Genomic DNA, 20466 nt, shown 5'->3' with positions numbered 1-20466 from the left:
GGCTTATCCCTTGTAGAGGATGCGCCCGCTCGCCAGGCGGCCACGGCTGAGCGTCGTGACCTCTTTCAGAAAGCTGGTTGGCTTCTTGAAGAATTTGCTCTTGGGGTTGATCTTCAGGCCAGCAGCTGTCGCGATCTCGCTGATGAAGTGCACGCAATTGGCCTTGTTGAGATTATAGTTTTTCTGCGGCTTGTTGCGCCATTTGTCGGCGACCGCCATCACCGCGCGATATTCGGCATCGGTCAGCTCATAGCTGAAATGCGGCGCGCTGCTGGCGATATATTTGGGCTTCACGACGCTTACCCGGCCATCGACCCAGCCGAACAGGATGCTGGGGCCGGTGCTGATCGCGGTAAAGCCGACATTGGTGTCGACGACCTCGCCGGTCGAATCGACTTTGCCCTTGAGCGTCGCAAAGGCGTGCGGGAACTGGCTGCCCAGTTCGTGGCTGTAGAAGGTGATGGTCACCGCAGCATGCGCCGCATTCGCGCACATCAGCATCGGCGCGATGAAAAGAGTCAGCAGCAGGCGCTTGATCATCATGGATTTTGGTCCTCGCTTTTGGCGGAAATGGCCCGGTCGAGCCAGGCTGCCGAATCGGCCGGGCTTTGCTTGTTCTTGTCCCTGTCGACGCGATAATTGGCCTCACGCATTTTTTCCACCGGGATTGCGCCGACCAGAGGCCGGAGCGCCGCGATGAGGCGCGCATCGGCGACGGCGGAACGGCTGGCGAGCAGGATCGCGTCATAGCTGGGCACCGCGCCCTTCGGATCTTGCAGAATCACGAAACCGTTCGCGGCGATGCGCCCGTCCGAACTGAACGCCGAGATAATGTCCGCCTCGCCGAGCGAGAGCGCGCGGTACATGAAGGTCGGCTCGAACGCGCGGCGGCCCTTGAAACGCAGGGGATAGGCCCTTTGCACCATCTGCCATTCGGGGCGTTCGAGAAACTCGACATCGGTGCCGAAGACGAAATCGGGCGCGACGCGGACGATATCGTCAAGGCTTTGCAGGTTCAGGCGCTTCGCATCCTCGGGGCGCACCGCAAAGGCATAGGTGTTCTCGAAGCCCAGCGGACCGACCAGCTCGACGCCGTGCTGCGCCCTGGCCCAGCGCGCGATCTCGGCGATCATCGCCGCGCGCGGTTCGGGGTCCTGGCGCTGCATCTCGTTGGTCCAGATCGTGCCGGCATAATCGACATAGACCTGCACCTCGTCGCTCGCCAATGCGCGATAGACCACGGCGCTGCCCAGCCCCTCGCGATAGCGCACGTCATAGCCTGCGGCCTCGAGCCGTCGCCCGATCAGCCGCGCGAGAATATACTGCTCCGAGAAGCGCTTGGCGCCGATGGTTACCAACGGCTTGTCGCTCTGCGGCGCGGGCCAGAGCGCGAGCGCCAGGCCGAGCGCGAGCGCGATCCCGGCCCCCCAGATGCGCGCATGGCGGCGATACGCGATACCGCTCTCGATCAGGCCGAGCAGAAGATCGACGGTGATCGCAAGGCCCGCAGCGGCAAGGCACCCTTCAAGCGCCAGCGACCAGTTCTGCGTCTGCAGCCCGGCAAAGATCAGGTCGCCCAGGCTCGGCTGGCCGACGGTGGTCGAGAGCGTCGCCGCGCCGATGGTCCAGACGGCGGCGGTGCGCACCCCCGCCATGATCGTGGTCGAGGCGAGCGGCGCTTCGACCAGCCAGAGTTTCTGCAAGGAGGTCATGCCGACGCCATCGGCGGTCTCGATCATGGCGGGTTCGACCGAGCGCAGCCCGGTGACCGTATTGCGCAGGATCGGCAGCAGCGCGTAGAGCGTCAGCGCGAGCAGCGAGGGCAGGAAGCCGAGCGGCGAGATCGCATCGCCGAACACGGCCGACAGCGCGAGCAGCAGCGGGAAGAACAACGCGAGCAGGGCGAGCGCGGGGATGGTCTGGACCAGGCTGGCAAAACCCAGGGTGATGCCGGCCACGGTGCGGTTGCGCACCGACCAGATGGCGAGGGGCAGCGCGATCAGCAGTGCGAGCCCCAGCGCCGCAAAGCTCAGCTGCACATGCTGCGCGAGGAGATCGATCAGGCGGGGCCAGTCTATGGGCATGGGGTCATTTCGCTACCGTGAGGCGCCAAGGCCCCTGGTCTGGCTTTCGTTCGATCCTGAAAACACAGCGCATACGTCCCTCGACTTCGCTCGGGACAAACGGGGATGGGAGGGCAAGCAGCGAAAGAGAGTTCCACAATAACCCCCTTCCGTTTGTCCCGAGCGAAGTCGAGGGACCTGCGCGCAAACCTCAGCACCACGCTCAAAGCCCGCCCCGCATCGCGGTGATCCGCTCCGCCTGAAGCCGTGGCACCGCCACCAGCGCCTCGGCTTCCGGCCCGCAGCCGCCGGCGATCAGTTGGGTAGGGGTCGCGTCCGCCACGATCCGCCCGCCCGCCATCACCCAGATGCGGTCGGCAAACAGCAGCGCCTCGGCCATGTCGTGCGTGACCATGATCGTGGTGAGGCCGAGCCGTTCGTGCAGCGCGCGATATTGTTCGCCCAGCGCCTCGCGCGTTACCGGATCGAGCGCGCCGAAGGGTTCGTCCATCAGCATCAGCCCCGGTTCGCCCGCCAGCGCGCGTGCGACGCCGACGCGCTGCTTCTGCCCGCCGGAGAGCTGCTCGGGCAGGCGCGTGGCAAAATCGCGGGGCAGATCGACCAGATCGAGCAGTTCCGTCACGCGCTCGGCAGCCAGTTGCTTGCGCGTCGCCAGCCGCGATCCGATCCCGATATTCTGCGCCACGGTCATGTGCGGGAACAGGCCGATATTCTGGAAGACATAGCCGATCGAGCGGCGCAGCTGGTGCGGTTCGCGCGTCCCGACGTCCAGGCCATCGATACACACCCTGCCCGAATCGGGTTCGATCAGCCGGTTGACCGTTTTCAGCAGCGTCGACTTGCCCGATCCCGAGCTTCCGACGATCGCGACGAACGTGCCGGGCAGGATATCTGCGCGCACCCGATCGATCGCGATCGTGCCGCCATAGCGCTTGCCCACGCCCTCGAACGCTACGGCAGGGCCGCGCGCGCCGTGCGGTCGGGTGGGGATGGGGGAGGTCGCCATGCGGGCACGCTTATAGGCGGGTGGCGGCGCGGCTGGCTAGCCACTTGCGCGGGGTGGGTCGCGCGCTTAGCGTCCGGCGCAAACGAGAGCGAGAAGCGCCTGATCCAGCCATTCCCGCTCGGCCTGAGCCTGTCGAAGGCCCCGCTATATGGTCAGCGTGGGCGCGGGGCCTTCGACAAGCTCAGGCTGAGCGGATGGGGTTGGGCCTCGCCTGAGGAGGGACGACATGACCGACACCAAGTACATTTTCATCACCGGCGGAGCCTCGGGCATCGGGCGCGAGGTGGCGCGGTATTTCGCGCAGCGCGGCTGGTTCGTCGGGCTGGCCGACGTCAACCAGAAGGGCATGGAAGAGACTGCGGCGATGCTGCCTCAGGGCATGGCGTCGATCCACCGGCTCGACGTGCGCAGCCGCGAGCAATGGACCCAGGCGCTCGAGGCATTCACCGAGAAGAGCGGCGGCAAGCTGCACGTATTGTTCAACAATGCCGGTGTGGGCATCGGCGGGCCGCTGGAAAACCACAGCGAGGACGATATCGAGAAACTGGTCGACATCAACTTCAAGGGCGTCGTCTATGGCGCGCATATCGGGCACAAATATCTGAAAACCACGCCCGGATCGTGCCTGCTCAACACATCTTCGGCGAGCGGAATCTATGGCTCGGCCGGGCTGTCGGTCTATTCGGCGACCAAGTTCGCGGTGCGCGGCCTGACCGAGGCGCTCGATATCGAATGGGGACCGGACGACATCCGCGTTCGCGCGCTGCTGCCGAGCTTCATCGATACGCCGCTGCTTCAGGGCACGCCCGCCAACAGCAACCAGTCGATCGGGGCCAGCGTGACCGCGGCAGGGCTGGAAATCGCGCCGGTTTCGCTGGTTGCCGAAGCGGCGTGGAATGCAGTGCACGATCCCAAGCACGTGCACAGCTATGTCGGCCCGACCGCCAAGCGTCTGGCCTTTGCAGCAAAATGGATGCCGGGATCGATCCGCAAGCGTGGTGGGCTAATGGTGCGGGCGCAGCGCGGCGATTGATCGGGCTACCGGCGACACGCCGCGCTTGACCCGCACCGCCCCGGTGTAGCAAAGGCGCGGACATCACCTTTTTCCCGGGACGGAAGCAAGAAAATGGCCGCACGAATCTATCAGCGCCCCAAGAACGCCATGCAGTCGGGCCGCGCGCTGACCGATCTTTGGGTGCTCGAGTTCGAGCCCGCCGAAGCCAAGAAGCCCGATCCGCTGACCGGATGGGCGGGCTCGGGTGATACGCAGCAGCAGGTCGTACTGAAATTTCCCGATCTGGAGGCGGCGAAAGCCTATGCCGAGAAATACGGCATCACCGCGCGGATCGAGCCGACGCCGCCGCGCCGCCTGAAGATCCAGGCCTATGCCGATAATTTTCGCTGATCTTGGTTGATCGGCGCTGGCGGCTCAGCCGGCCATCGCGTCGATCGCGCCCTGCAGGATGAAAGCCGCAGCCGCGCTGTCGACGCGTTCGGCGCGCTTGGCGCGGCTGATATCGGCATCGATCATCGCGCGTTCGACGGCCTGGGTCGACCAGCGTTCGTCCCACAATAACACCGGCAGGCCCAGCACCGCGATGTTGCGGGCAAAGGCGCGGGTGCTTTGCGTGCGCGGGCTGTCGCTGCCGTCCATGTTGAGCGGCAGTCCGATGACGATTCCACGAATCTCCTGATCGCGCACCAGCTGCTCGATCGCCGCCTTGTCCGCACCGAACTTGGTGCGCTTGATCGTCTTGGCGGCGGTCGCAAAGCTCCATCCGGCATCGCAGAACGCGGTGCCGATCGTCTTGGTGCCGACATCGAGCCCGATCAGCCGTCCGCCCGCGGGCAACGCTGCACGGTATTCCGCTGCGTGCGTGGTGATCACTTGCCCAGAAATGCGGCTACCCTCCGTTCCGCGTCGGCGCGCAGGTTCGCCCAGAACAGCGGATAGTCATAGACGTGATAATTGTTGCCCGGCAGCACATAGGGGCCGAGCTGCGGCTCGCCGCCGAGCAGCAGCAGCCCGCGATCGTCGCATTTCGCACCCACCAGTGCCGGGGTGATGACGCCGTCGGTCAGTTCCTCGTTGGGCACCAAAGTGCCGAGGTTCGCGTCTGCCGGGGCCTCGTCGCCGAGCACCCCGGTGATCGGATTGACGCACAGCATCGGGCTCTGGCCGCGCAGCTCGCCATCGAAGCCGACGCTTGCGGCATAGGCGTCGAGCAGAAGTTGCGGCTCGGCGGGTTCGCCGAAGCTCTGGAAGCCGATCATGCAGTTCGCCTGGTCGGGGTCGGTGCAGGGCGGCAGGCCGAGGGCGAGCAGATCCGTGGTCAGCGATACCGGCCAGCCGATGACATAGGCCGCAACGATCCGGTCGGCGAGCGGGCGGGTGACGACGCGCTGGCGCATCAGCGTGGTCAGGTGCAGGCCGCCCTGGCTGTGCCCGGCGATGATGATCGGCATGTCCTTGGGAATTTCGGCGACGAACTCGTCGAACGCGGCGAGAATGTCCGAATAGGCGGCGTCGAATGCCATCTGCGCCTCGGGCCGGGTGGTCAGGAACGCGCCGATTGCGGCCTGGCGATAGCGCGGCGCCCAGATTTCGCCCACGCCGTTGAACACGCTCGCCTGGCTGCGCAGGAAGATGCGCGCGCGATCCTGCGATTCCTTGTCGTTCAGCGGTGCGTTCCACAGCGCGCGCTTCATGTAAGAGGTCGGGTGGATGTAGAAGATCGCGACCTTGGGCGTCCTGGTCACCTCGACGCCTTCCGGGGTCCAGAGCGCCGGATTGGCATCGCCGGTGATGCCAGGGCGCGAGAACCACATCTTCGGATCGGCATAGGCACTGGTCTCGACCGCCTCGGGCTTCACGAACTCGGCCGAGGGCACAAAGGCGGCGGCAAAAATCTGCTGCGGAAACAGGCGGTAGGCAGCGAAAGCTGCGACAATCAGGAAGATGATCGTCGCGATCAGGTACAGGAACTTGCGGGCCAAGACAGTCTCCGGGGCGGGGCAGGCGCGCGGGCACACGCGGGCCTTCGGGGCGCATATAGAAACCGATTACGGTTACTGCCAGTAAAGTGTTGCCCGCGCGCGGATTGCGCAAATGCAGCATTTGCCCGCTTGATGGCTGCGCGGGCCGGTGCTAGCCGCTGGGGCATGTCTGTAGATAGCAAAACCGTCAAGAAGATCGCCAGCCTGGCGCGGATCGCGATGACCGACGCCGAGGTCGAAGCCATGGTGCCGGAATTCAACGGCATATTGGGCTGGGTAGAGCAATTGGGCGAGGTCGATGTCACCGGCGTCGAGCCGATGACCGCCGTCATTCCCAACACCCTGCGTCTGCGCGAGGATGTCGTCACCGACGGCAATATCCGCGACAAGGTGCTGGTCAATGCGCCCGCAGCCGAACACGGCTTTTTCGGCGTTCCGAAGGTGATCGAATAACCATGACCGACCTTACCGATCTCGGCGTTGCCGACATCCGCAACGGCGTGCGCGCCGGTACCTTCAGCGCGCGCGAAGTCGCGACCGCATTCAATGCCAATGTGGCCGAGGCCAAGGCGCTCAACGCCTTTCTGATCGACACGCCCGAACACGCGCTGGCGGCCGCCGACGCAATCGACGCGAAGCGCGCGGCGGGCGAGGAACTGCCGATCATGGCCGGGGTGCCGATCGGCATGAAGGACCTGTTCTGCACCGTCGGCGTAGAGGCGCGCGCAGCGAGCGAGATCCTCAACGGCTTCAAGCCCACCTATGAATCGACCGTCAGCCAGAAGCTGTGGGACGCGGGCGCAGGCATGCTGGGCAAGCTCAACATGGACCAGTTCGCGATGGGATCGTCGAACGAGACCAGTGCGTTCGGCAATGTCATCTCGCCCTGGCGGCGCAACGATGGCGGCAATGCACCGCTGGCTCCCGGTGGTTCATCCGGCGGCAGCTCGGCCGCGATTTCCGCACGGTTGTGCCCGGCTGCGACCGGCACCGATACCGGCGGGTCGATCCGCCAGCCCGCCGCGTTCACCGGCATCAGCGGCATCAAACCGACCTATGGCCGCTGCTCGCGCTGGGGCGTGATCGCCTTTGCCTCGTCGCTCGATCAGGCAGGCCCCATGGCGCGCGACGTGCGCGACTGCGCGATCATGCTCGAGGCGATGAGCGGTTTCGACCCCAAGGATTCGACCTCGCTCGACCTGCCGGTGCCGCAGTGGGAAGCCGGATTGTCGAGCAATCTCAAAGGCAAGCGCGTGGGTATTCCCAAGGAATATCGCATGGACGGCATGAATGCCGAGATTGCCGCGATCTGGGACAAGGGTGCCGAATGGCTGCGTGACGCCGGTGCCGAAATCGTGGAGGTGTCGCTGCCGCACACCCGCTATGCGCTGCCCGCTTATTATATCATCGCGCCCGCTGAGGCCTCGTCCAACCTCGCGCGCTATGACGGCGTGCGCTATGGCCAGCGCAACCTGCCCGATGGTGCAGGCCTGCAGGACATGTATGCCGCGACGCGCGCCGCCGGTTTCGGCCCCGAGGTCAAGCGCCGCATCATGATCGGCACCTATGTGCTGTCCGCCGGTTTCTACGACGCCTATTATACCCAGGCGCAGAAGGTCCGCGCGCTGATCGCCCGCGATTTCGCGCAGGTCTGGGAGCATTGCGACGTGCTGCTTGCACCCACTGCGCCGAGCGCGGCGTTCGGGCTGGGAGAGAATAGCGACGATCCGATCGCGATGTATCTGAACGACGTGTTCGCGGTGCCCGCCTCGCTCGCGGGTCTGCCTGCGATGTCGGTGCCCGGTGGGCTCGACAGCATGGGGCTGCCGCTCGGCCTGCAGATTATCGGCAAGCCGCTCGACGAGCAGGGCGTGCTCAATGCAGGTCTGGCGATCGAGGAACGCGCCGGATTCACGGCGCGGCCCGAGCGCTGGTGGTGATCCCATGCCCGGCGATTGCGCTGGCCACAGCGAGGTGTTACTTTCGGTAACACCGGAGAACTGCCATGAACGCCCATAGCAAGATCGAACATGAAACGCTCGTCAACATGACGAGCAAGGGGCAGGTCCTTATCCCCAAGGTCGTTCGCGATCTCAACGGCCTGATCCCCAATGGACCGGTCCGCGTCGGCATCAACGACCGCGGTGAGACGGTGATCCTGCCTCCTGAGCATGGCAATGGAGACACGCCGGAGCAACGCAGGACGCGTTTTCGTCAGGCTTTGGAAAAGGTTCGCGGAACCATCGATCTGCAGGGCCTGACGACCGACGAATATATGCGCGAGCTCCGGGGCGATTGGGAACCGTGATCCTGGTCGATTCCAATGTGCTGATCGATCTGTTCGGGCCGGAGCAGGGCTGGTACGCCTGGTCGTCGCAAGCCGCCGAGCATGCCAGCGAAACCGATGAGCTCTTGGTGAACGTGGTTGCCGTGGCGGAGGTGGCGCCCCGGCTTGGTTCGCTGGCGAAGTTCATGGACAATATCGAGACGATCGGCGCGCGCTTGACCGAACTCACTCCGGAAGCGGCTTTCTCGGCAGGGGAAGCATTTGCGGTCTATCGTGAGCGCCGCCGCGCGAATAAGGACATCGTGTCCAATATTCTGCCGGATTTCCTCATCGGTGGCCATGCGCAAGCCATCGGCGCGACCATCCTGACCCGCGATCCACGCTTCTATCGCAGCTATTTCCCGCAAGTTCCTCTCATTACGCCTGAAACGGACACAGAATGACTGAATCAACCTATCGTATCCAGGGTGCCACCGGTGAATGGGAGGTCGTGATCGGCCTTGAGGTGCACGCGCAGGTCACCAGCAAAGCCAAGCTCTTTTCTGGCGCAGCGACCGCATTCGGCGCCGAGCCCAATGCGCAGGTCAGCCTTGTCGATGCCGCAATGCCCGGCATGCTGCCCGTGCCGAACAAGGAATGCATCCGCCAGGCTGTACGCACCGGCATGGCGATCGGCGCGCAGATCAACCGCTGGTCGCGTTTCGACCGCAAGAACTATTTCTATGCCGATCTGCCGCAGGGCTATCAGATCAGCCAGCTCTACCACCCGCTGGTGGGCGAGGGCGCGGTCGAGATCAGCCTTGACGAGAAGAACCCCGATGCCGCGACCAAGACGATCGGCATCGAGCGCATCCATGTCGAACAGGATGCCGGCAAGCTGATGCACGATCAGCACCCGACGATGAGCTATGTCGACCTCAACCGTTCGGGCGTCGCGCTGATGGAAATCGTCTCGCGCCCCGACATGCGCTCTCCGGCAGAGGCGGGGGCGTATCTGAAGAAGCTGCGCACGATCCTGCGCTATGTCGGTTCGTGCGACGGCAATATGGAAGAAGGCTCGATGCGCGCCGACGTCAACGTCTCGGTGCGCAAGCCCGGCGACGAATTCGGCACGCGGACCGAGACGAAGAACGTCAACTCGGTGCGCTATGTGATGGCGGCGATCGAGCATGAGGCGAACCGCCAGGTCGACGTGCTCGAAAGCGGCGGGACGATCGTCCAGGAAACGCGGCTCTACGATCCGGACAAGAACGAGACCCGCTCAATGCGCTCGAAGGAAGATGCGCACGACTATCGCTATTTCCCCGATCCCGACCTGCTGCCGCTCGAGCTCGACGATGCGTTTCTCGACGAGTGCAAGGCCTCGCTGCCCGAACTGCCCGATGCCAAGCGCAAGCGCTATGAGAGCGAACTGGGGCTTTCGGCCTATAATGCAGCGGTGCTGACCGCCGAGGCGGAGACCGCGCGCTGGTTCGAGGGGCTGCTCGCCGAATGCGCCAAGGCGCAGGGCAAGCCGGAGGCCGAGGTGGCCAAGGCCGCGGCCAACTGGCTGCTGTCCGAGCTCTACGGCGCGCTCAACCGGCTGGGCAAGACGATCGAGGACAGCCCGGTTAGCCAGGCCGCCGGGGCCGAGTTGCTCGCGCTGGTCGCCAGCGGCACGATTTCGGGCACCATCGCCAAGCAGGTGTTCGAGATCATGCTCGAGACCGGCGATGCGGCGGGCAAGATCGTCGAGGAGCGCGGCCTCAAGCAGACCTCGGACACCGGCGCGATCGATGCCGCGATTGCCAAGGTGCTGGCCGACAATGCCGACAAGGTCGAGCAGTACAAGGGCGGCAAGGAAGCTTTGTTCGGCTTCTTCGTCGGCCAGACGATGAAAGCGATGCAGGGCAAGGGCAATCCGCAGCTGGTCAACGAGCAGCTGAAAAAGGCGCTATCCGCATGACGCGCTGGCTGGCGCTGATCGCAGCGACGCTGGCGCTGCTTGCGCCCGCGTTCGCGCAGGATGCGCCTGCCGCCGATCCCGCACCGCCGCTGCCGCTGGTCGAGATCGCCACCGATGTCGGCAACCTGACGGTCGAGGTGGACACGCGCCACGCGCCGATCACGGGCAAGAACTTCCTCGCCTATGTCGACAAGAAGATGCTCGACGGCGTGGTCTTCTATCGCGTGGTCAAGGCGGCTGACAATTTCGGCTTCGTGCAGTTCGGCGGGCTTGGCGATCCCAAGCGCATGCTGCCGCCGATCGCGCACGAGCCGACCACCCAGACCGGGCTCAGCCATACCGATGGCGTGCTGTCGGTCGCGCGGTTCGAGCCGGGATCGGCGCGCGGCGAGTTCACGATCATGCTGGGCGCTCAGACCGGACTGGATGCCAATCCGTCCGCCCCGGGCGACAATCTCGGCTATGCGGCCTTTGCCAAGGTGGTGAAGGGGCGCGAGGTGCTGACGCGCATTCTCGACACGCCGATCGATCCTGCCAAGACGGTCGGCGGCGTGTTCGCCGGCGAAATGCCCGGCAGTCCGGTGCGCATCTTCAGCGCCCGCCGCGTCACCGCTCCATAATGAAACACCCCCCCCAAATGGGGAGTGTAAAATCGTGCCGAGTCGTCCGCTTATTACTCTCGGTTAATGTTTTTCCGCCAAGACACCTGATGAAATCTTTGCAACTCGGCTTGCCCGGCCTGTTGCAAGGGGGGCTGTCACAGGGGCGGATGGGCGGATGCTTCAGCATATCAAGCCAGATCGGGTAGAATTGGGGATGTTCGTCCACGGCTTTGTCGGCTCGTGGTTCGATCACCCGTTCTGGCGCAAGAAGTTCGTCATCGAGGACGAGGACGACCTCGTGAAAATCCGCGAAAGCAAGGTCGAGGCGGTCATCGTCGATGACGAGCGCGGCCTGGCCCCGCGGATTGATCGCCCCAGCCTGACACCGGTGGTACCCGAGCCGGTCCGTCGTCTCGCGACCCAGCCCAATCCCATGGCGACGCGCTATACGCCGCCCTCGGTCGCGGCCAAGAACACCGGCTTCAAGCAGGAGGCCAAGCGCGCCGCCAGGATCGTCGAGAAATCGAAGAAGCAGGTCGGCGCGATGTTCGAGGCCGCGCGCATGGGGCAGGCGATCAAGATCAAGGATGTCGCCCCGCTGATCGACGAGATTCGCGAGTCGGTGGAGCGCAACAACAAGGCGCTGACCAATCTCGTCCGGCTGAAGAGCAAGGACGAATATACCTATATGCACTCGGTCGCGGTGTGCGCGCTGATGATCAACATGGCACGCAAGCTGGACCTCGATGAGACCACGATCCGCCATATGGGCATGTCCGGGCTGCTCCACGATCTCGGCAAAATGGCGGTGCCGCAGATGATCCTCGACAAGACGGGCCGGCTGACCGACGAGGAATTCTCGACCATCCGTACGCATCCCGAGCGCGGCCATGCGCTGATCGGCGACAATCCCGACGTGCCCGATATGGCGCGCGACGTGTGCCTGCACCATCACGAGAAGATCGACGGCACCGGTTATCCGTTCGGCCTGGCGGGCGACGAGATCAGCATGGCAGCGCGCATGGGCGCGATCTGCGATGTCTATGACGCGGTCACGTCCAACCGTCCGTACAAGGACCCGTGGACCCCGGCCATGGCACTGGGCCGCATGGGCCAGTGGCAGGGCCATTTCGACGAGCGGCTGATGGGCGTGTTCATCAACTCGCTGGGGCTCTATCCCGCAGGCGGGCTGGTGCGGCTCAATGATCACCGGCTGGCGCTGATCGTCGACAATTGCCCGGAAGAATTGTTGGCCATCCGGGTGCTTCCCTTCTATTGCACGTCGCGGCTACAGCAGATCAAGCCGCAGGAGCTGATCGTCCGGCCCGACCAGGGACCGCAGATTCTGGGGATCGAACGTCCCGATTTCTGGCATTTCGAGGACTGGGCCGCCTTGCGGTCCTCGGTGCTCGCCAAGGCGCAGGGCCTGTCCGCAGCGGCTTGACCGCGCGGCCAAACACCGCTAAGGGCCGCGCTTCGATCGCCGGGGCCTTCAGGGCCGTATCGACCGAAACCAAGCAGAACACTGGCGCAAGGTGCGGGTGGGCAACAGGCGGAGCCTCCACCATATCGGCGTGCGACACCATCGCATGCAGGTCACGTATCGGGCGGCAGAGTAACCTCATACTCTACCAACCAGGTGAAGAGAAACATGCCAACGATCAACCAGCTGGTCCGCAAGGGCCGGGTACCCCAGAAGGCGAAGTCCAAGGTGCCCGCAATGGATGCAAACCCGCAGAAGCGTGGCGTTTGCACCCGCGTCTACACGACGACCCCGAAAAAGCCGAACTCGGCGCTGCGCAAGGTGGCCAAGGTCCGTCTGACCAACAGCCGCGAAGTCATCACCTACATTCCGGGTGAAGGCCACAACCTGCAGGAGCACTCGGTGGTGCTCATCCGCGGCGGCCGCGTGCGCGACCTTCCCGGTGTGCGCTATCACGTGCTGCGCGGCGTCCTCGATACCCAGGGTGTCAAGGACCGCAAGCAGAGCCGTTCGAAGTACGGCGCCAAGCGTCCGAAGTGATCCGTCCGGGGGACGGATCATCCCGGAAAGATCGCCAGAAGCGATCTTATCCGGGATCCATCTGCCCCTGTTGAGTGGTCCAACTTTTTCAGGAGTTACCTATGTCTCGTCGTCGTCGCCCGGAAAAGCGCGTCATCCTTCCCGATCCCAAGTTCGGGGATCTGACGCTCTCGAAGTTCATGAACAACCTGATGCTGGACGGCAAGAAGTCCGTCGCTGAACGCATCGTCTATGGTGCGCTGGAAACCATGCAGACCAAGGCCAAGGCCGACCCGCTGCCGATGTTCCACGATGCGCTGAACAACGTGAAGCCCGGCATCGAAGTGCGCAGCCGCCGCGTCGGTGGTGCGACCTATCAGGTCCCCGTCGAGGTGCGTCCCGAGCGCGCCCAGGCTCTCGCCATCCGCTGGCTGATCTCGGCTGCGCGCAACCGCAGCGAAACCACGATGGCCGCGCGTCTGTCGGGCGAGCTGCTCGATGCCGCCAACAACCGCGGCAATGCGGTCAAGAAGCGTGAAGACACGCACCGCATGGCCGAAGCGAACCGTGCCTTCTCGCACTATCGCTGGTAATATGTGTCCTCTCCTTTGATGGGGAGAGGACGCAGCAACCGTGTGTTGCCGAAAAGGGGAGGGCGCACCATATCGGTGTCGTCACCCCCTTTTGACTAAGGAGCAGGTTCGTGTCCGGGCCTGTTCGAGATGCCCTCTTCCGTTGGTGGAGAGGGGAGTGAGCTGCATCCCGTCATGAGCCAATTCGCGCTGGTCAAAGCGCCGGGGCTTCATTATAGGGCGCGGCAAATTACGCCCCCAAATCTTGGAGTTTGAGATCATGGCACGCAGCCATCCCCTGGAGAAGTACCGCAATATCGGCATCATGGCCCATATCGATGCGGGCAAGACCACCACGACCGAGCGGATTCTCTATTATACCGGCAAGTCGTACAAGATCGGCGAAGTGCACGACGGCGCTGCGACCATGGACTGGATGGAGCAGGAGCAGGAGCGCGGCATCACGATCACGTCGGCTGCGACGACCTGTTTCTGGAACGATCACCGCATCAACATCATCGACACCCCGGGCCACGTGGACTTCACCATCGAAGTCGAGCGTTCGCTCCGCGTGCTCGATGGCGCGGTCGCCTGTTTCGATGGTGTGGCCGGCGTTGAGCCGCAGTCGGAAACCGTGTGGCGCCAGGCCGAGAAGTATCGCGTTCCCCGCATGTGCTTCGTCAACAAGCTGGACCGTACCGGTGCGAGCTTCGAGCGCTGCGTCGAGATGATCCGCGACCGTCTCGGTGCGCGTCCGCTGGTGCTGTATCTCCCGATCGGCATCGAAAGCTCGTTCATCGGCCTGGTCGACCTGGTGCACAACCGCGCCATCGTCTGGCAGAACGAAGCGCTGGGCGCGAAGTTCGACTATACCGACATCCCCGATGATCTGAAGGATGCCGCCGAAGCCGCGCGCGCCGAGCTGATCGAAACCGTCGTCGAACAGGACGATGCGGTGATGGAACAGTATCTGGAAGGCAACGAGCCCGACGCCGACACCATCAAGAAGCTGATCCGCAAGGGCACGCTGAACTTCTCGTTCGTCCCCGTGCTGTGCGGCTCGGCGTTCAAGAACAAGGGCGTGCAGCCGCTGCTCGACGCGGTCGTCGACTATCTGCCTTCGCCGCTCGACATTCCCGATGTGGAAGGCGTCAAGCTCGACGGCGAGACCAAGGACACCCGTCCGCCCGCCGACGATGCGCCGTTCAGCGCGCTGGCGTTCAAGATCATGAACGACCCGTTCGTCGGAACGCTGACCTTCGCCCGCATCTATTCGGGCAAGCTGGAAGCCGGCACCTCGGTGACCAACTCGGTCAAGGACAAGAAGGAAAAAGTTGGCCGCATGCTGCTGATGCATGCCAACAGCCGCGAAGACATTTCGGAAGCCTATGCCGGGGACATCGTTGCTCTGGCGGGTCTGAAGGAAACCACCACCGGGGACACGCTCTGCGCTTCGAACGCGCCGATCATCCTCGAGCGGATGGAATTCCCCGAGCCGGTGATCGAGCTGTCGGTCGAGCCCAAGACCAAGGCCGACCAGGAAAAGATGGGCGTGGCGCTCAACCGCCTTGCCCGCGAAGACCCGTCGTTCCGCGTGTCGTCGGATGTCGAAAGCGGCCAGACGATCATCAAGGGCATGGGTGAACTTCACCTGGAAATCCTGGTCGACCGCATGAAGCGCGAGTTCAAGGTGGAAGCGAACGTGGGTGCGCCGCAGGTGGCGTATCGTGAATATCTCGCCAAGCCGGTGGACATCGACTACACCCACAAGAAGCAGTCGGGTGGTTCGGGTCAGTTCGGTCGCATCAAGTTCAAGCTGACGCCGGGCGAGCGCGGAGCGGGCATCACCTTTGTCGACTCGGTCAAGGGCGGTAACATTCCGAAGGAATATATCCCGGCTGTCGAAAAGGGCATGCGCGAGACGGCGGCTTCGGGCTCGCTGGTCGGCTTCCCGATCATCGACTTCGAGATCGAGCTGTATGACGGTGCGTACCATGACGTCGACTCGTCGGCGTTGGCGTTCGAAATCGCGGGCCGTGCAGGTATGCGCGAAGCCGCGCAGAAGGCCGGCATCAAGCTGCTCGAGCCGATCATGAAGGTCGAGGTGGTCACCCCGGAAGATTATCTGGGCGATGTCATCGGCGACTTGAACAGCCGTCGTGGCCAGATCCAGGGCACCGACACGCGCGGCAACGCGCAGGCGGTGGAAGCGATCGTGCCGCTCGCAAACATGTTCGGATACGTGAACCAGCTGCGTTCCTTCACCCAGGGACGTGCGCAGTACACGATGCAGTTCTCTCACTATGACGAGGTCCCGGCGAATGTCGCGGCCGAGGTCAAGGAGAAGCTGGCATAAGCCGGGCATAATCGCTATAGGCGCTCGACCTTAGCCCGCCGAATCGCGCTGATACGCGCGTCGGGCTTTCATTAGGGTGTTGACAGTTTTGGGCAGTCCGGCCAGAGCGCGGCCCGGACTATCCCACAGATAGTAAAGAACGAAGGTAGGAAAAAATGGCCAAGGCTAAATTTGAGCGGACCAAGCCGCACTGCAATATCGGTACCATCGGTCACGTCGACCATGGCAAGACCACGCTGACCGCAGCCATCACCAAGGTGCTCGCTGAAACCGGCGGCGCGACCTTCACCGATTATGCGAACATCGACAAGGCTCCCGAAGAGCGCGAGCGCGGCATCACCATTTCGACCGCACACGTCGAATATGAAACCGAAGCCCGTCACTATGCGCACGTCGACTGCCCGGGTCACGCTGACTATGTGAAGAACATGATCACCGGTGCCGCCCAGATGGACGGCGCGATCCTGGTGGTGAACGCTGCTGACGGCCCGATGCCGCAGACCCGCGAGCACATCCTGCTCGCCCGTCAGGTCGGCGTGCCCGCGCTGGTCGTGTACATGAACAAGGTCGACCAGGTCGATGACGAGGAAATCCTCGAGCTCGTCGAACTCGAAGTTCGTGAACTGCTCAGCTCGTACGACTTCCCCGGCGACGATATTCCGATCGTCAAGGGTTCGGCTCTGGCCGCTCTCGAAGGTCGCGACGACAATATCGGCAAGGACTCGATCAACGCGCTGATGGCGGCTGTTGACTCGTACATCCCGCAGCCGGCTCGCCCCGTCGACAAGCCGTTCCTGATGCCCGTGGAAGACGTGTTCTCGATCTCGGGTCGTGGTACCGTTGTGACCGGCCGCGTCGAAACCGGCATCGTCAAGGTTGGCGAAGAAGTCGAAATCGTCGGTCTGAAGGACACCCGCAAGACCGTCGTGACCGGCGTCGAAATGTTCCGCAAGCTGCTCGACCAGGGTGAAGCTGGCGACAACATCGGCGCACTGGTTCGCGGCGTTGCCCGTGAAGAAGTCGAGCGTGGTCAGGTTCTCTGCAAGCCCGGTTCGGTTACGCCGCACACCGAGTTCAACGCAGAAGTCTACGTGCTGTCGAAGGACGAAGGTGGCCGTCACACGCCGTTCTTCGCCAACTATCGTCCGCAGTTCTACTTCCGCACGACCGACGTGACCGGTGAAGTGATCCTGCCCGAGGGCACCGAAATGGTGATGCCGGGCGACAACGTGACGATCGGCGTGAAGCTGATTGCTCCCATCGCGATGGATCCGGGTCTGCGCTTCGCAATTCGCGAAGGTGGCCGTACCGTCGGTTCGGGGGTTGTCAGCACGATCACCAAGTAATATAGGGCCATCTCCCGGACGGAACTGATTCGTCCGGGAGATGGAATTTTTATAGGCCGCCCCGGCGTTCGGTCCCACCAGGGATCAACGGGTTTCTGGGGCGGTTTGTTTTTCGCTCTTTCGCATCGGTAAAGTGGTAATGGAAACGCAGAATATCCGTATTCGCCTCAAGGCATTTGATCATCGCGTGCTCGATCAGGCGACCGGCGACATCGCCGACACCGCCCGCCGCACCGGCGCTCTCATTCGTGGTCCCATTCCGCTGCCGACGCGCATCGAGAAGTTCACCGTGAACCGCGGCCCGCATGTCGACAAGAAGTCGCGCGAGCAGTTCGAGGTGCGCACCTACAAGCGTCTGCTGGATATCGTTCAGCCGACCCCGGCCACTGTCGATGCTCTGATGAAGCTCGAGCTGGCCGCTGGCGTCAACGTCGAGATCAAGCTGGCCTGAGGCCAGTAACGCCCGGGCCCAGGTCCGGGCATCTCTGCCCGACAGGGCAGGGGCCTAAGGGATACCGCGCAGCCATTGCTGCGGCTCTGGTCCCCCGTCTTTTCCGGTCTGCCTTCGGGCATATGGAAAAAGCCAACCCGGACGGGGTGATCATCAAAATTCGGGTTGGCCCTCAAGGTTCACGCCTTGGGGGTTTTTCGTTGGATACGCCCGCGAGCAATCACGCAGACGGGCCTCTATTGGGAGAATGATCATGCGCACTGGCGTGATCGCGAAAAAAGTCGGGATGACCCGCCTGTTTCAGGAAGATGGCCGGCACGTGCCCGTCACCGTCCTGTCGCTAGAAGATTGCCAGGTGGTTTCGGTGAAGAACCAGGACCGTGACGGTTACGTCGCTGTCCAGCTGGGTGCCGGAGCTGCCAAGCCCAAGAACGTCAACAAGCCGCAGCGCGAGCATTTTGCCAAGGCAGAAGTCGCTCCCAAGATGCTGATGGCCGAGTTCCGCGTCGCCGACGATGCGATCCTGGACGTGGGCGCCACCATTTCCGCCAACCACTTCATCCCCGGTCAGCTGGTCGACATTACCGGCCACACCCAGGGCAAGGGCTTTGCCGGCGCCATGAAACGCTGGGGCTTCGGGGGCATGCGCGCATCGCATGGTGTCTCGATCTCGCACCGTGCACACGGTTCGACCGGTCAGCGCCAGGATCCGGGCAAGGTCTTCAAGAACAAGAAGATGGCCGGTCACATGGGTGACCGTCAGCGCACCCAGCAGAACCTGGAAGTCGTCCGCACCGACGAGGCGCGCGGCCTGATCTTCGTCAAGGGCTCGGTCCCCGGTTCGAAGGGTGGTTGGCTGATGGTTCGCGATGCCGTCAAGGTTCCGCGCCACGCCGACGCTCCGTACCCCGCGGCGATCCGCTCTGCTGCGGGCAATAACGACAATGCTCCCGCCGACACGCCTGCTGAAGACGTGGCTGCCGTGGAAGCAACCGACGGCCAGGAGGGTTAATCGGTCATGAAGCTCAAGGTTCAAACCCTCGACGCCACTGCCAAGGGCGACATCGAACTCGCCGATGACGTGTTCGGCGTGACCCCGCGTGCAGACATTCTGCACCGTGTGATCACCTGGCAGCTCGAAAACCGCCGCGGCACCGCCCGTGCGGCCCGCGAGCGCAGCGATGTTGCGCGCACCGGCAAGAAGTTCGGTCGTCAGAAGGGCGGCGGTACCGCGCGTCACGGCGATCGTCGTGCCCCGATCTTCGTCGGCGGTGGTAAGGCTCACGGTCCCCGCGTCCGTGACTTCAACCCCGCGCTCAACAAGAAGGTCCGCGCGCTCGGCCTGAAGATGGCGCTTTCCTCGAAGGTCGCCAGCGAAAGCCTGATCGTCGTGGAATCGCTCGATCTCGGCGAAGCCAAGACCAAGGCGCTGGCTGCTCAGCTCGGCAAGCTCGGCCTGGGCAAGAAGGCGCTGTTCATCGATGGCGATGCCGTGAACGACAATTTCAAGAAGGCTTCGGCCAACCTGATCGGTCTGAACGTGCTGCCCGCCGTCGGTGCCAATGTCTATGACATCCTGAAACACGATACGCTGGTGCTGACCCGCGCCGCTGTTGAAAAGCTGGAGGCCCGGTTCAATGGCTAAGAAATCCGACACCATCGATACCCGTCATTATGACGTGATCGTGGCCCCGCACATCACCGAAAAGTCGACGCTGCTCAGCGAAAGCAACTCGGTGGTCTTCAAGGTCAGCCAGGACGCCACCAAGCCGCAGATCAAGGCTGCGGTCGAAGCGCTGTTCGATGTCAAGGTCGTGGGTGTCAACACCCTCGTCCAGAAGGGCAAGACCAAGCGCTGGAAGGGTCGTCCCTATACCCGCACCGACATCAAGAAAGCCGTTGTTCGCCTGGCCGAAGGCCAGTCGATCGACGTCACCACCGGCGTCTGAGCGCGGTCGGCAAGCTGACAGGATACAGATATGGCACTCAAATCCTATAATCCGACAAGCCCGGGCCGTCGCGGCCTGATCCTTGTCGACCGCAGCGACCTGTACAAGGGTGGCCCGGTCAAGGCGCTGACCGAAGGCAAGCGCAAGACCGGTGGCCGCAACAACAAGGGTCACGTGACCTCGCGCGGCATCGCCGGCGGCCACAAGCAGCGTTACCGCATTGTCGACTTCAAGCGTCGCAAGCTCGATGTTCCCGGCACCGTGGAGCGGATCGAATATGATCCCAACCGCACCGCCTTCATCGCGCTGATCAAGTACGAAGATGGCGAACTGGCTTACATCCTGGCGCCGCAGCGTCTGGCCGTGGGCGACACCGTGATCGCCGGCGAAAAGACCGACGTGAAGCCGGGCAACGCCATGAAGCTGGCACAGATGCCGGTCGGCACCATCATCCACAATGTGGAGATGAAGCCGGGCAAGGGCGGTCAGATCGCACGTTCGGCAGGCACCTATGCACAGGTCGTCGGTCGTGACCGCGGCATGGTGATGGTCCGTCTGAACTCGGGCGAACAGCGTTACATCCCCGGCGCCTGCATGGGCACCGTGGGCGCGGTTTCCAACCCCGACAACAGCAACCAGAACTTCGCCAAGGCTGGTCGCAAGCGCTGGATGGGCAAGCGCCCGCTGACCCGCGGTGTTGCCAAGAACCCGGTCGATCACCCGCATGGTGGTGGTGAAGGCCGCACCTCGGGTGGCCGTCATCCGGTCACGCCGTGGGGCAAGCCGACCAAGGGCATGCGCACTCGTAAGAACAAGTCGACCGACAAGATGATCATCCGGTCGCGTCACGCGAAGAAGAAGAGGTAAGT

23 protein-coding genes are annotated in these 20466 nt (G+C 63.5%); 18 read left to right on the top strand and 5 right to left on the bottom strand.

Features of this window, described 5'->3' with window-relative positions; translation table 11 throughout:
- Window positions 1-3 precede the first annotated feature (3 nt).
- The 3 genes from OPU69_RS16755 to OPU69_RS16745 form a co-directional block, all read right to left on the bottom strand.
- Complete coding sequence (locus OPU69_RS16755) at window positions 4-543, bottom strand: aldo-keto reductase family protein (protein ID WP_060977483.1); 540 nt, start codon at window positions 541-543, stop codon at window positions 4-6.
- Entirely contained in the window at window positions 540-2084 is a 1545-nt protein-coding gene (locus OPU69_RS16750) for an ABC transporter permease/substrate-binding protein (RefSeq protein ID WP_498512589.1), read from the bottom strand. The genes OPU69_RS16755 and OPU69_RS16750 overlap by 4 nt, the downstream gene beginning before the upstream one ends.
- 202 nt (window positions 2085-2286) lie before the next feature.
- On the bottom strand, window positions 2287-3090 hold the full coding sequence (locus OPU69_RS16745; RefSeq protein WP_498512587.1) for an ATP-binding cassette domain-containing protein: 804 nt from the start codon (window positions 3088-3090) through the stop codon (window positions 2287-2289).
- 226 nt (window positions 3091-3316) lie between these two features.
- Between OPU69_RS16745 and OPU69_RS16740 the strand changes: the two genes are divergently transcribed.
- Both OPU69_RS16740 and OPU69_RS16735 read left to right on the top strand, forming a co-directional pair.
- On the top strand, window positions 3317-4123 hold the full coding sequence (locus OPU69_RS16740; protein ID WP_498512585.1) for an SDR family oxidoreductase: 807 nt from the start codon (window positions 3317-3319) through the stop codon (window positions 4121-4123).
- 93 nt (window positions 4124-4216) lie between these two features.
- Window positions 4217-4495, top strand: coding sequence for an ETC complex I subunit (locus tag OPU69_RS16735; protein ID WP_060979861.1), 279 nt, complete (start codon window positions 4217-4219; stop codon window positions 4493-4495).
- 24 nt (window positions 4496-4519) lie between these two features.
- On the opposite strand, the gene ruvX is transcribed toward OPU69_RS16735, so the two are convergent.
- Together ruvX and OPU69_RS16725 are read right to left on the bottom strand one after the other, a co-directional pair.
- Window positions 4520-4978: a Holliday junction resolvase RuvX gene (ruvX, locus tag OPU69_RS16730; RefSeq protein ID WP_060979862.1), complete on the bottom strand. Its 459-nt coding sequence runs from the start codon at window positions 4976-4978 to the stop codon at window positions 4520-4522.
- On the bottom strand, window positions 4975-6087 hold the full coding sequence (locus tag OPU69_RS16725; RefSeq protein WP_498512582.1) for a DUF3089 domain-containing protein: 1113 nt from the start codon (window positions 6085-6087) through the stop codon (window positions 4975-4977). The genes ruvX and OPU69_RS16725 overlap by 4 nt, the downstream gene beginning before the upstream one ends.
- Before the next feature lie 165 nt (window positions 6088-6252).
- On the opposite strand from OPU69_RS16725, the gene gatC reads away from it, so the two are divergent.
- From gatC to rplB, 16 genes are all read left to right on the top strand, one after another.
- The gene (gatC, locus tag OPU69_RS16720; protein WP_060979864.1) at window positions 6253-6540 is read left to right on the top strand and encodes an Asp-tRNA(Asn)/Glu-tRNA(Gln) amidotransferase subunit GatC; all 288 of its coding nucleotides are present in this window, start codon (window positions 6253-6255) and stop codon (window positions 6538-6540) included.
- 2 nt (window positions 6541-6542) lie between these two features.
- Entirely contained in the window at window positions 6543-8027 is a 1485-nt protein-coding gene (gene gatA / locus OPU69_RS16715; RefSeq protein WP_498512580.1) for an Asp-tRNA(Asn)/Glu-tRNA(Gln) amidotransferase subunit GatA, read from the top strand.
- A gap of 65 nt (window positions 8028-8092) precedes the next feature.
- Complete coding sequence (locus tag OPU69_RS16710; protein WP_060979866.1) at window positions 8093-8395, top strand: AbrB/MazE/SpoVT family DNA-binding domain-containing protein; 303 nt, start codon at window positions 8093-8095, stop codon at window positions 8393-8395.
- On the top strand, window positions 8392-8817 hold the full coding sequence (locus OPU69_RS16705) for a type II toxin-antitoxin system VapC family toxin (RefSeq protein WP_060979867.1): 426 nt from the start codon (window positions 8392-8394) through the stop codon (window positions 8815-8817). The genes OPU69_RS16710 and OPU69_RS16705 overlap by 4 nt, the downstream gene beginning before the upstream one ends.
- Window positions 8814-10319: an Asp-tRNA(Asn)/Glu-tRNA(Gln) amidotransferase subunit GatB gene (gene gatB / locus OPU69_RS16700; RefSeq protein ID WP_498512577.1), complete on the top strand. Its 1506-nt coding sequence runs from the start codon at window positions 8814-8816 to the stop codon at window positions 10317-10319. The genes OPU69_RS16705 and gatB overlap by 4 nt, the downstream gene beginning before the upstream one ends.
- On the top strand, window positions 10316-10939 hold the full coding sequence (locus tag OPU69_RS16695) for a peptidylprolyl isomerase (RefSeq protein ID WP_498512575.1): 624 nt from the start codon (window positions 10316-10318) through the stop codon (window positions 10937-10939). The genes gatB and OPU69_RS16695 overlap by 4 nt, the downstream gene beginning before the upstream one ends.
- A gap of 157 nt (window positions 10940-11096) precedes the next feature.
- Entirely contained in the window at window positions 11097-12365 is a 1269-nt protein-coding gene (locus OPU69_RS16690; protein WP_066271158.1) for a cyclic di-GMP phosphodiesterase, read from the top strand.
- Window positions 12366-12572: 207 nt separating this feature from the next.
- Window positions 12573-12944 (top strand): 30S ribosomal protein S12, encoded by a 372-nt coding sequence (gene rpsL / locus OPU69_RS16685; protein ID WP_017670439.1) that lies wholly within the window; start codon window positions 12573-12575, stop codon window positions 12942-12944.
- A gap of 101 nt (window positions 12945-13045) precedes the next feature.
- Window positions 13046-13516 carry a 30S ribosomal protein S7 gene (gene rpsG / locus OPU69_RS16680; protein WP_023837792.1) on the top strand — a complete coding sequence of 157 codons (471 nt, stop codon included), beginning with the start codon at window positions 13046-13048 and terminating at the stop codon, window positions 13514-13516.
- 259 nt (window positions 13517-13775) lie between these two features.
- The gene (gene fusA / locus OPU69_RS16675; protein WP_060979906.1) at window positions 13776-15851 is read left to right on the top strand and encodes an elongation factor G; all 2076 of its coding nucleotides are present in this window, start codon (window positions 13776-13778) and stop codon (window positions 15849-15851) included.
- A gap of 155 nt (window positions 15852-16006) precedes the next feature.
- On the top strand, window positions 16007-17197 hold the full coding sequence (gene tuf, locus OPU69_RS16670) for an elongation factor Tu (RefSeq protein WP_060979870.1): 1191 nt from the start codon (window positions 16007-16009) through the stop codon (window positions 17195-17197).
- A gap of 139 nt (window positions 17198-17336) precedes the next feature.
- Window positions 17337-17648, top strand: coding sequence for a 30S ribosomal protein S10 (gene rpsJ / locus OPU69_RS16665; protein WP_017670443.1), 312 nt, complete (start codon window positions 17337-17339; stop codon window positions 17646-17648).
- 253 nt (window positions 17649-17901) lie between these two features.
- The gene (gene rplC / locus OPU69_RS16660; protein ID WP_031318022.1) at window positions 17902-18660 is read left to right on the top strand and encodes a 50S ribosomal protein L3; all 759 of its coding nucleotides are present in this window, start codon (window positions 17902-17904) and stop codon (window positions 18658-18660) included.
- 6 nt (window positions 18661-18666) lie between these two features.
- Entirely contained in the window at window positions 18667-19293 is a 627-nt protein-coding gene (rplD, locus tag OPU69_RS16655; RefSeq protein WP_060979871.1) for a 50S ribosomal protein L4, read from the top strand.
- The gene (locus OPU69_RS16650; protein WP_060979872.1) at window positions 19286-19597 is read left to right on the top strand and encodes a 50S ribosomal protein L23; all 312 of its coding nucleotides are present in this window, start codon (window positions 19286-19288) and stop codon (window positions 19595-19597) included. The genes rplD and OPU69_RS16650 overlap by 8 nt, the downstream gene beginning before the upstream one ends.
- A 30-nt stretch (window positions 19598-19627) precedes the next feature.
- Complete coding sequence (gene rplB, locus OPU69_RS16645) at window positions 19628-20464, top strand: 50S ribosomal protein L2 (protein WP_060979873.1); 837 nt, start codon at window positions 19628-19630, stop codon at window positions 20462-20464.
- The last annotated feature ends 2 nt before the right edge of the window (window positions 20465-20466 follow it).

The organism is Blastomonas sp. 34TW (assembly GCF_059803595.1).
The sequence above is the reverse complement of the archived record's forward strand: the minus strand, read 5'-3'. Positions and strand labels throughout refer to the sequence as shown.

Excerpts from the sequence above, each read along its gene's own strand:
- rplC (WP_031318022.1), top strand. The coding sequence starts at position 17,902 with ATGCGCACTGGCGTGATCGCGAAAAAAGTCGGGATGACCCGCCTGTTT.
- OPU69_RS16755 (WP_060977483.1), bottom strand. The coding sequence starts at position 543 with ATGATGATCAAGCGCCTGCTGCTGACTCTTTTCATCGCGCCGATGCTG.
- OPU69_RS16650 (WP_060979872.1), top strand. The coding sequence starts at position 19,286 with ATGGCTAAGAAATCCGACACCATCGATACCCGTCATTATGACGTGATC.
- fusA (WP_060979906.1), top strand. The coding sequence starts at position 13,776 with ATGGCACGCAGCCATCCCCTGGAGAAGTACCGCAATATCGGCATCATG.
- OPU69_RS16750 (WP_498512589.1), bottom strand. The coding sequence starts at position 2,084 with ATGCCCATAGACTGGCCCCGCCTGATCGATCTCCTCGCGCAGCATGTG.
- gatC (WP_060979864.1), top strand. The coding sequence starts at position 6,253 with ATGTCTGTAGATAGCAAAACCGTCAAGAAGATCGCCAGCCTGGCGCGG.
- tuf (WP_060979870.1), top strand. The coding sequence starts at position 16,007 with ATGGCCAAGGCTAAATTTGAGCGGACCAAGCCGCACTGCAATATCGGT.
- OPU69_RS16735 (WP_060979861.1), top strand. The coding sequence starts at position 4,217 with ATGGCCGCACGAATCTATCAGCGCCCCAAGAACGCCATGCAGTCGGGC.
- OPU69_RS16710 (WP_060979866.1), top strand. The coding sequence starts at position 8,093 with ATGAACGCCCATAGCAAGATCGAACATGAAACGCTCGTCAACATGACG.
- rpsL (WP_017670439.1), top strand. The coding sequence starts at position 12,573 with ATGCCAACGATCAACCAGCTGGTCCGCAAGGGCCGGGTACCCCAGAAG.
- rpsJ (WP_017670443.1), top strand. The coding sequence starts at position 17,337 with ATGGAAACGCAGAATATCCGTATTCGCCTCAAGGCATTTGATCATCGC.
- OPU69_RS16740 (WP_498512585.1), top strand. The coding sequence starts at position 3,317 with ATGACCGACACCAAGTACATTTTCATCACCGGCGGAGCCTCGGGCATC.
- OPU69_RS16690 (WP_066271158.1), top strand. The coding sequence starts at position 11,097 with ATGCTTCAGCATATCAAGCCAGATCGGGTAGAATTGGGGATGTTCGTC.
- OPU69_RS16695 (WP_498512575.1), top strand. The coding sequence starts at position 10,316 with ATGACGCGCTGGCTGGCGCTGATCGCAGCGACGCTGGCGCTGCTTGCG.
- OPU69_RS16745 (WP_498512587.1), bottom strand. The coding sequence starts at position 3,090 with ATGGCGACCTCCCCCATCCCCACCCGACCGCACGGCGCGCGCGGCCCT.
- rplB (WP_060979873.1), top strand. The coding sequence starts at position 19,628 with ATGGCACTCAAATCCTATAATCCGACAAGCCCGGGCCGTCGCGGCCTG.
- gatA (WP_498512580.1), top strand. The coding sequence starts at position 6,543 with ATGACCGACCTTACCGATCTCGGCGTTGCCGACATCCGCAACGGCGTG.
- rplD (WP_060979871.1), top strand. The coding sequence starts at position 18,667 with ATGAAGCTCAAGGTTCAAACCCTCGACGCCACTGCCAAGGGCGACATC.
- gatB (WP_498512577.1), top strand. The coding sequence starts at position 8,814 with ATGACTGAATCAACCTATCGTATCCAGGGTGCCACCGGTGAATGGGAG.
- rpsG (WP_023837792.1), top strand. The coding sequence starts at position 13,046 with ATGTCTCGTCGTCGTCGCCCGGAAAAGCGCGTCATCCTTCCCGATCCC.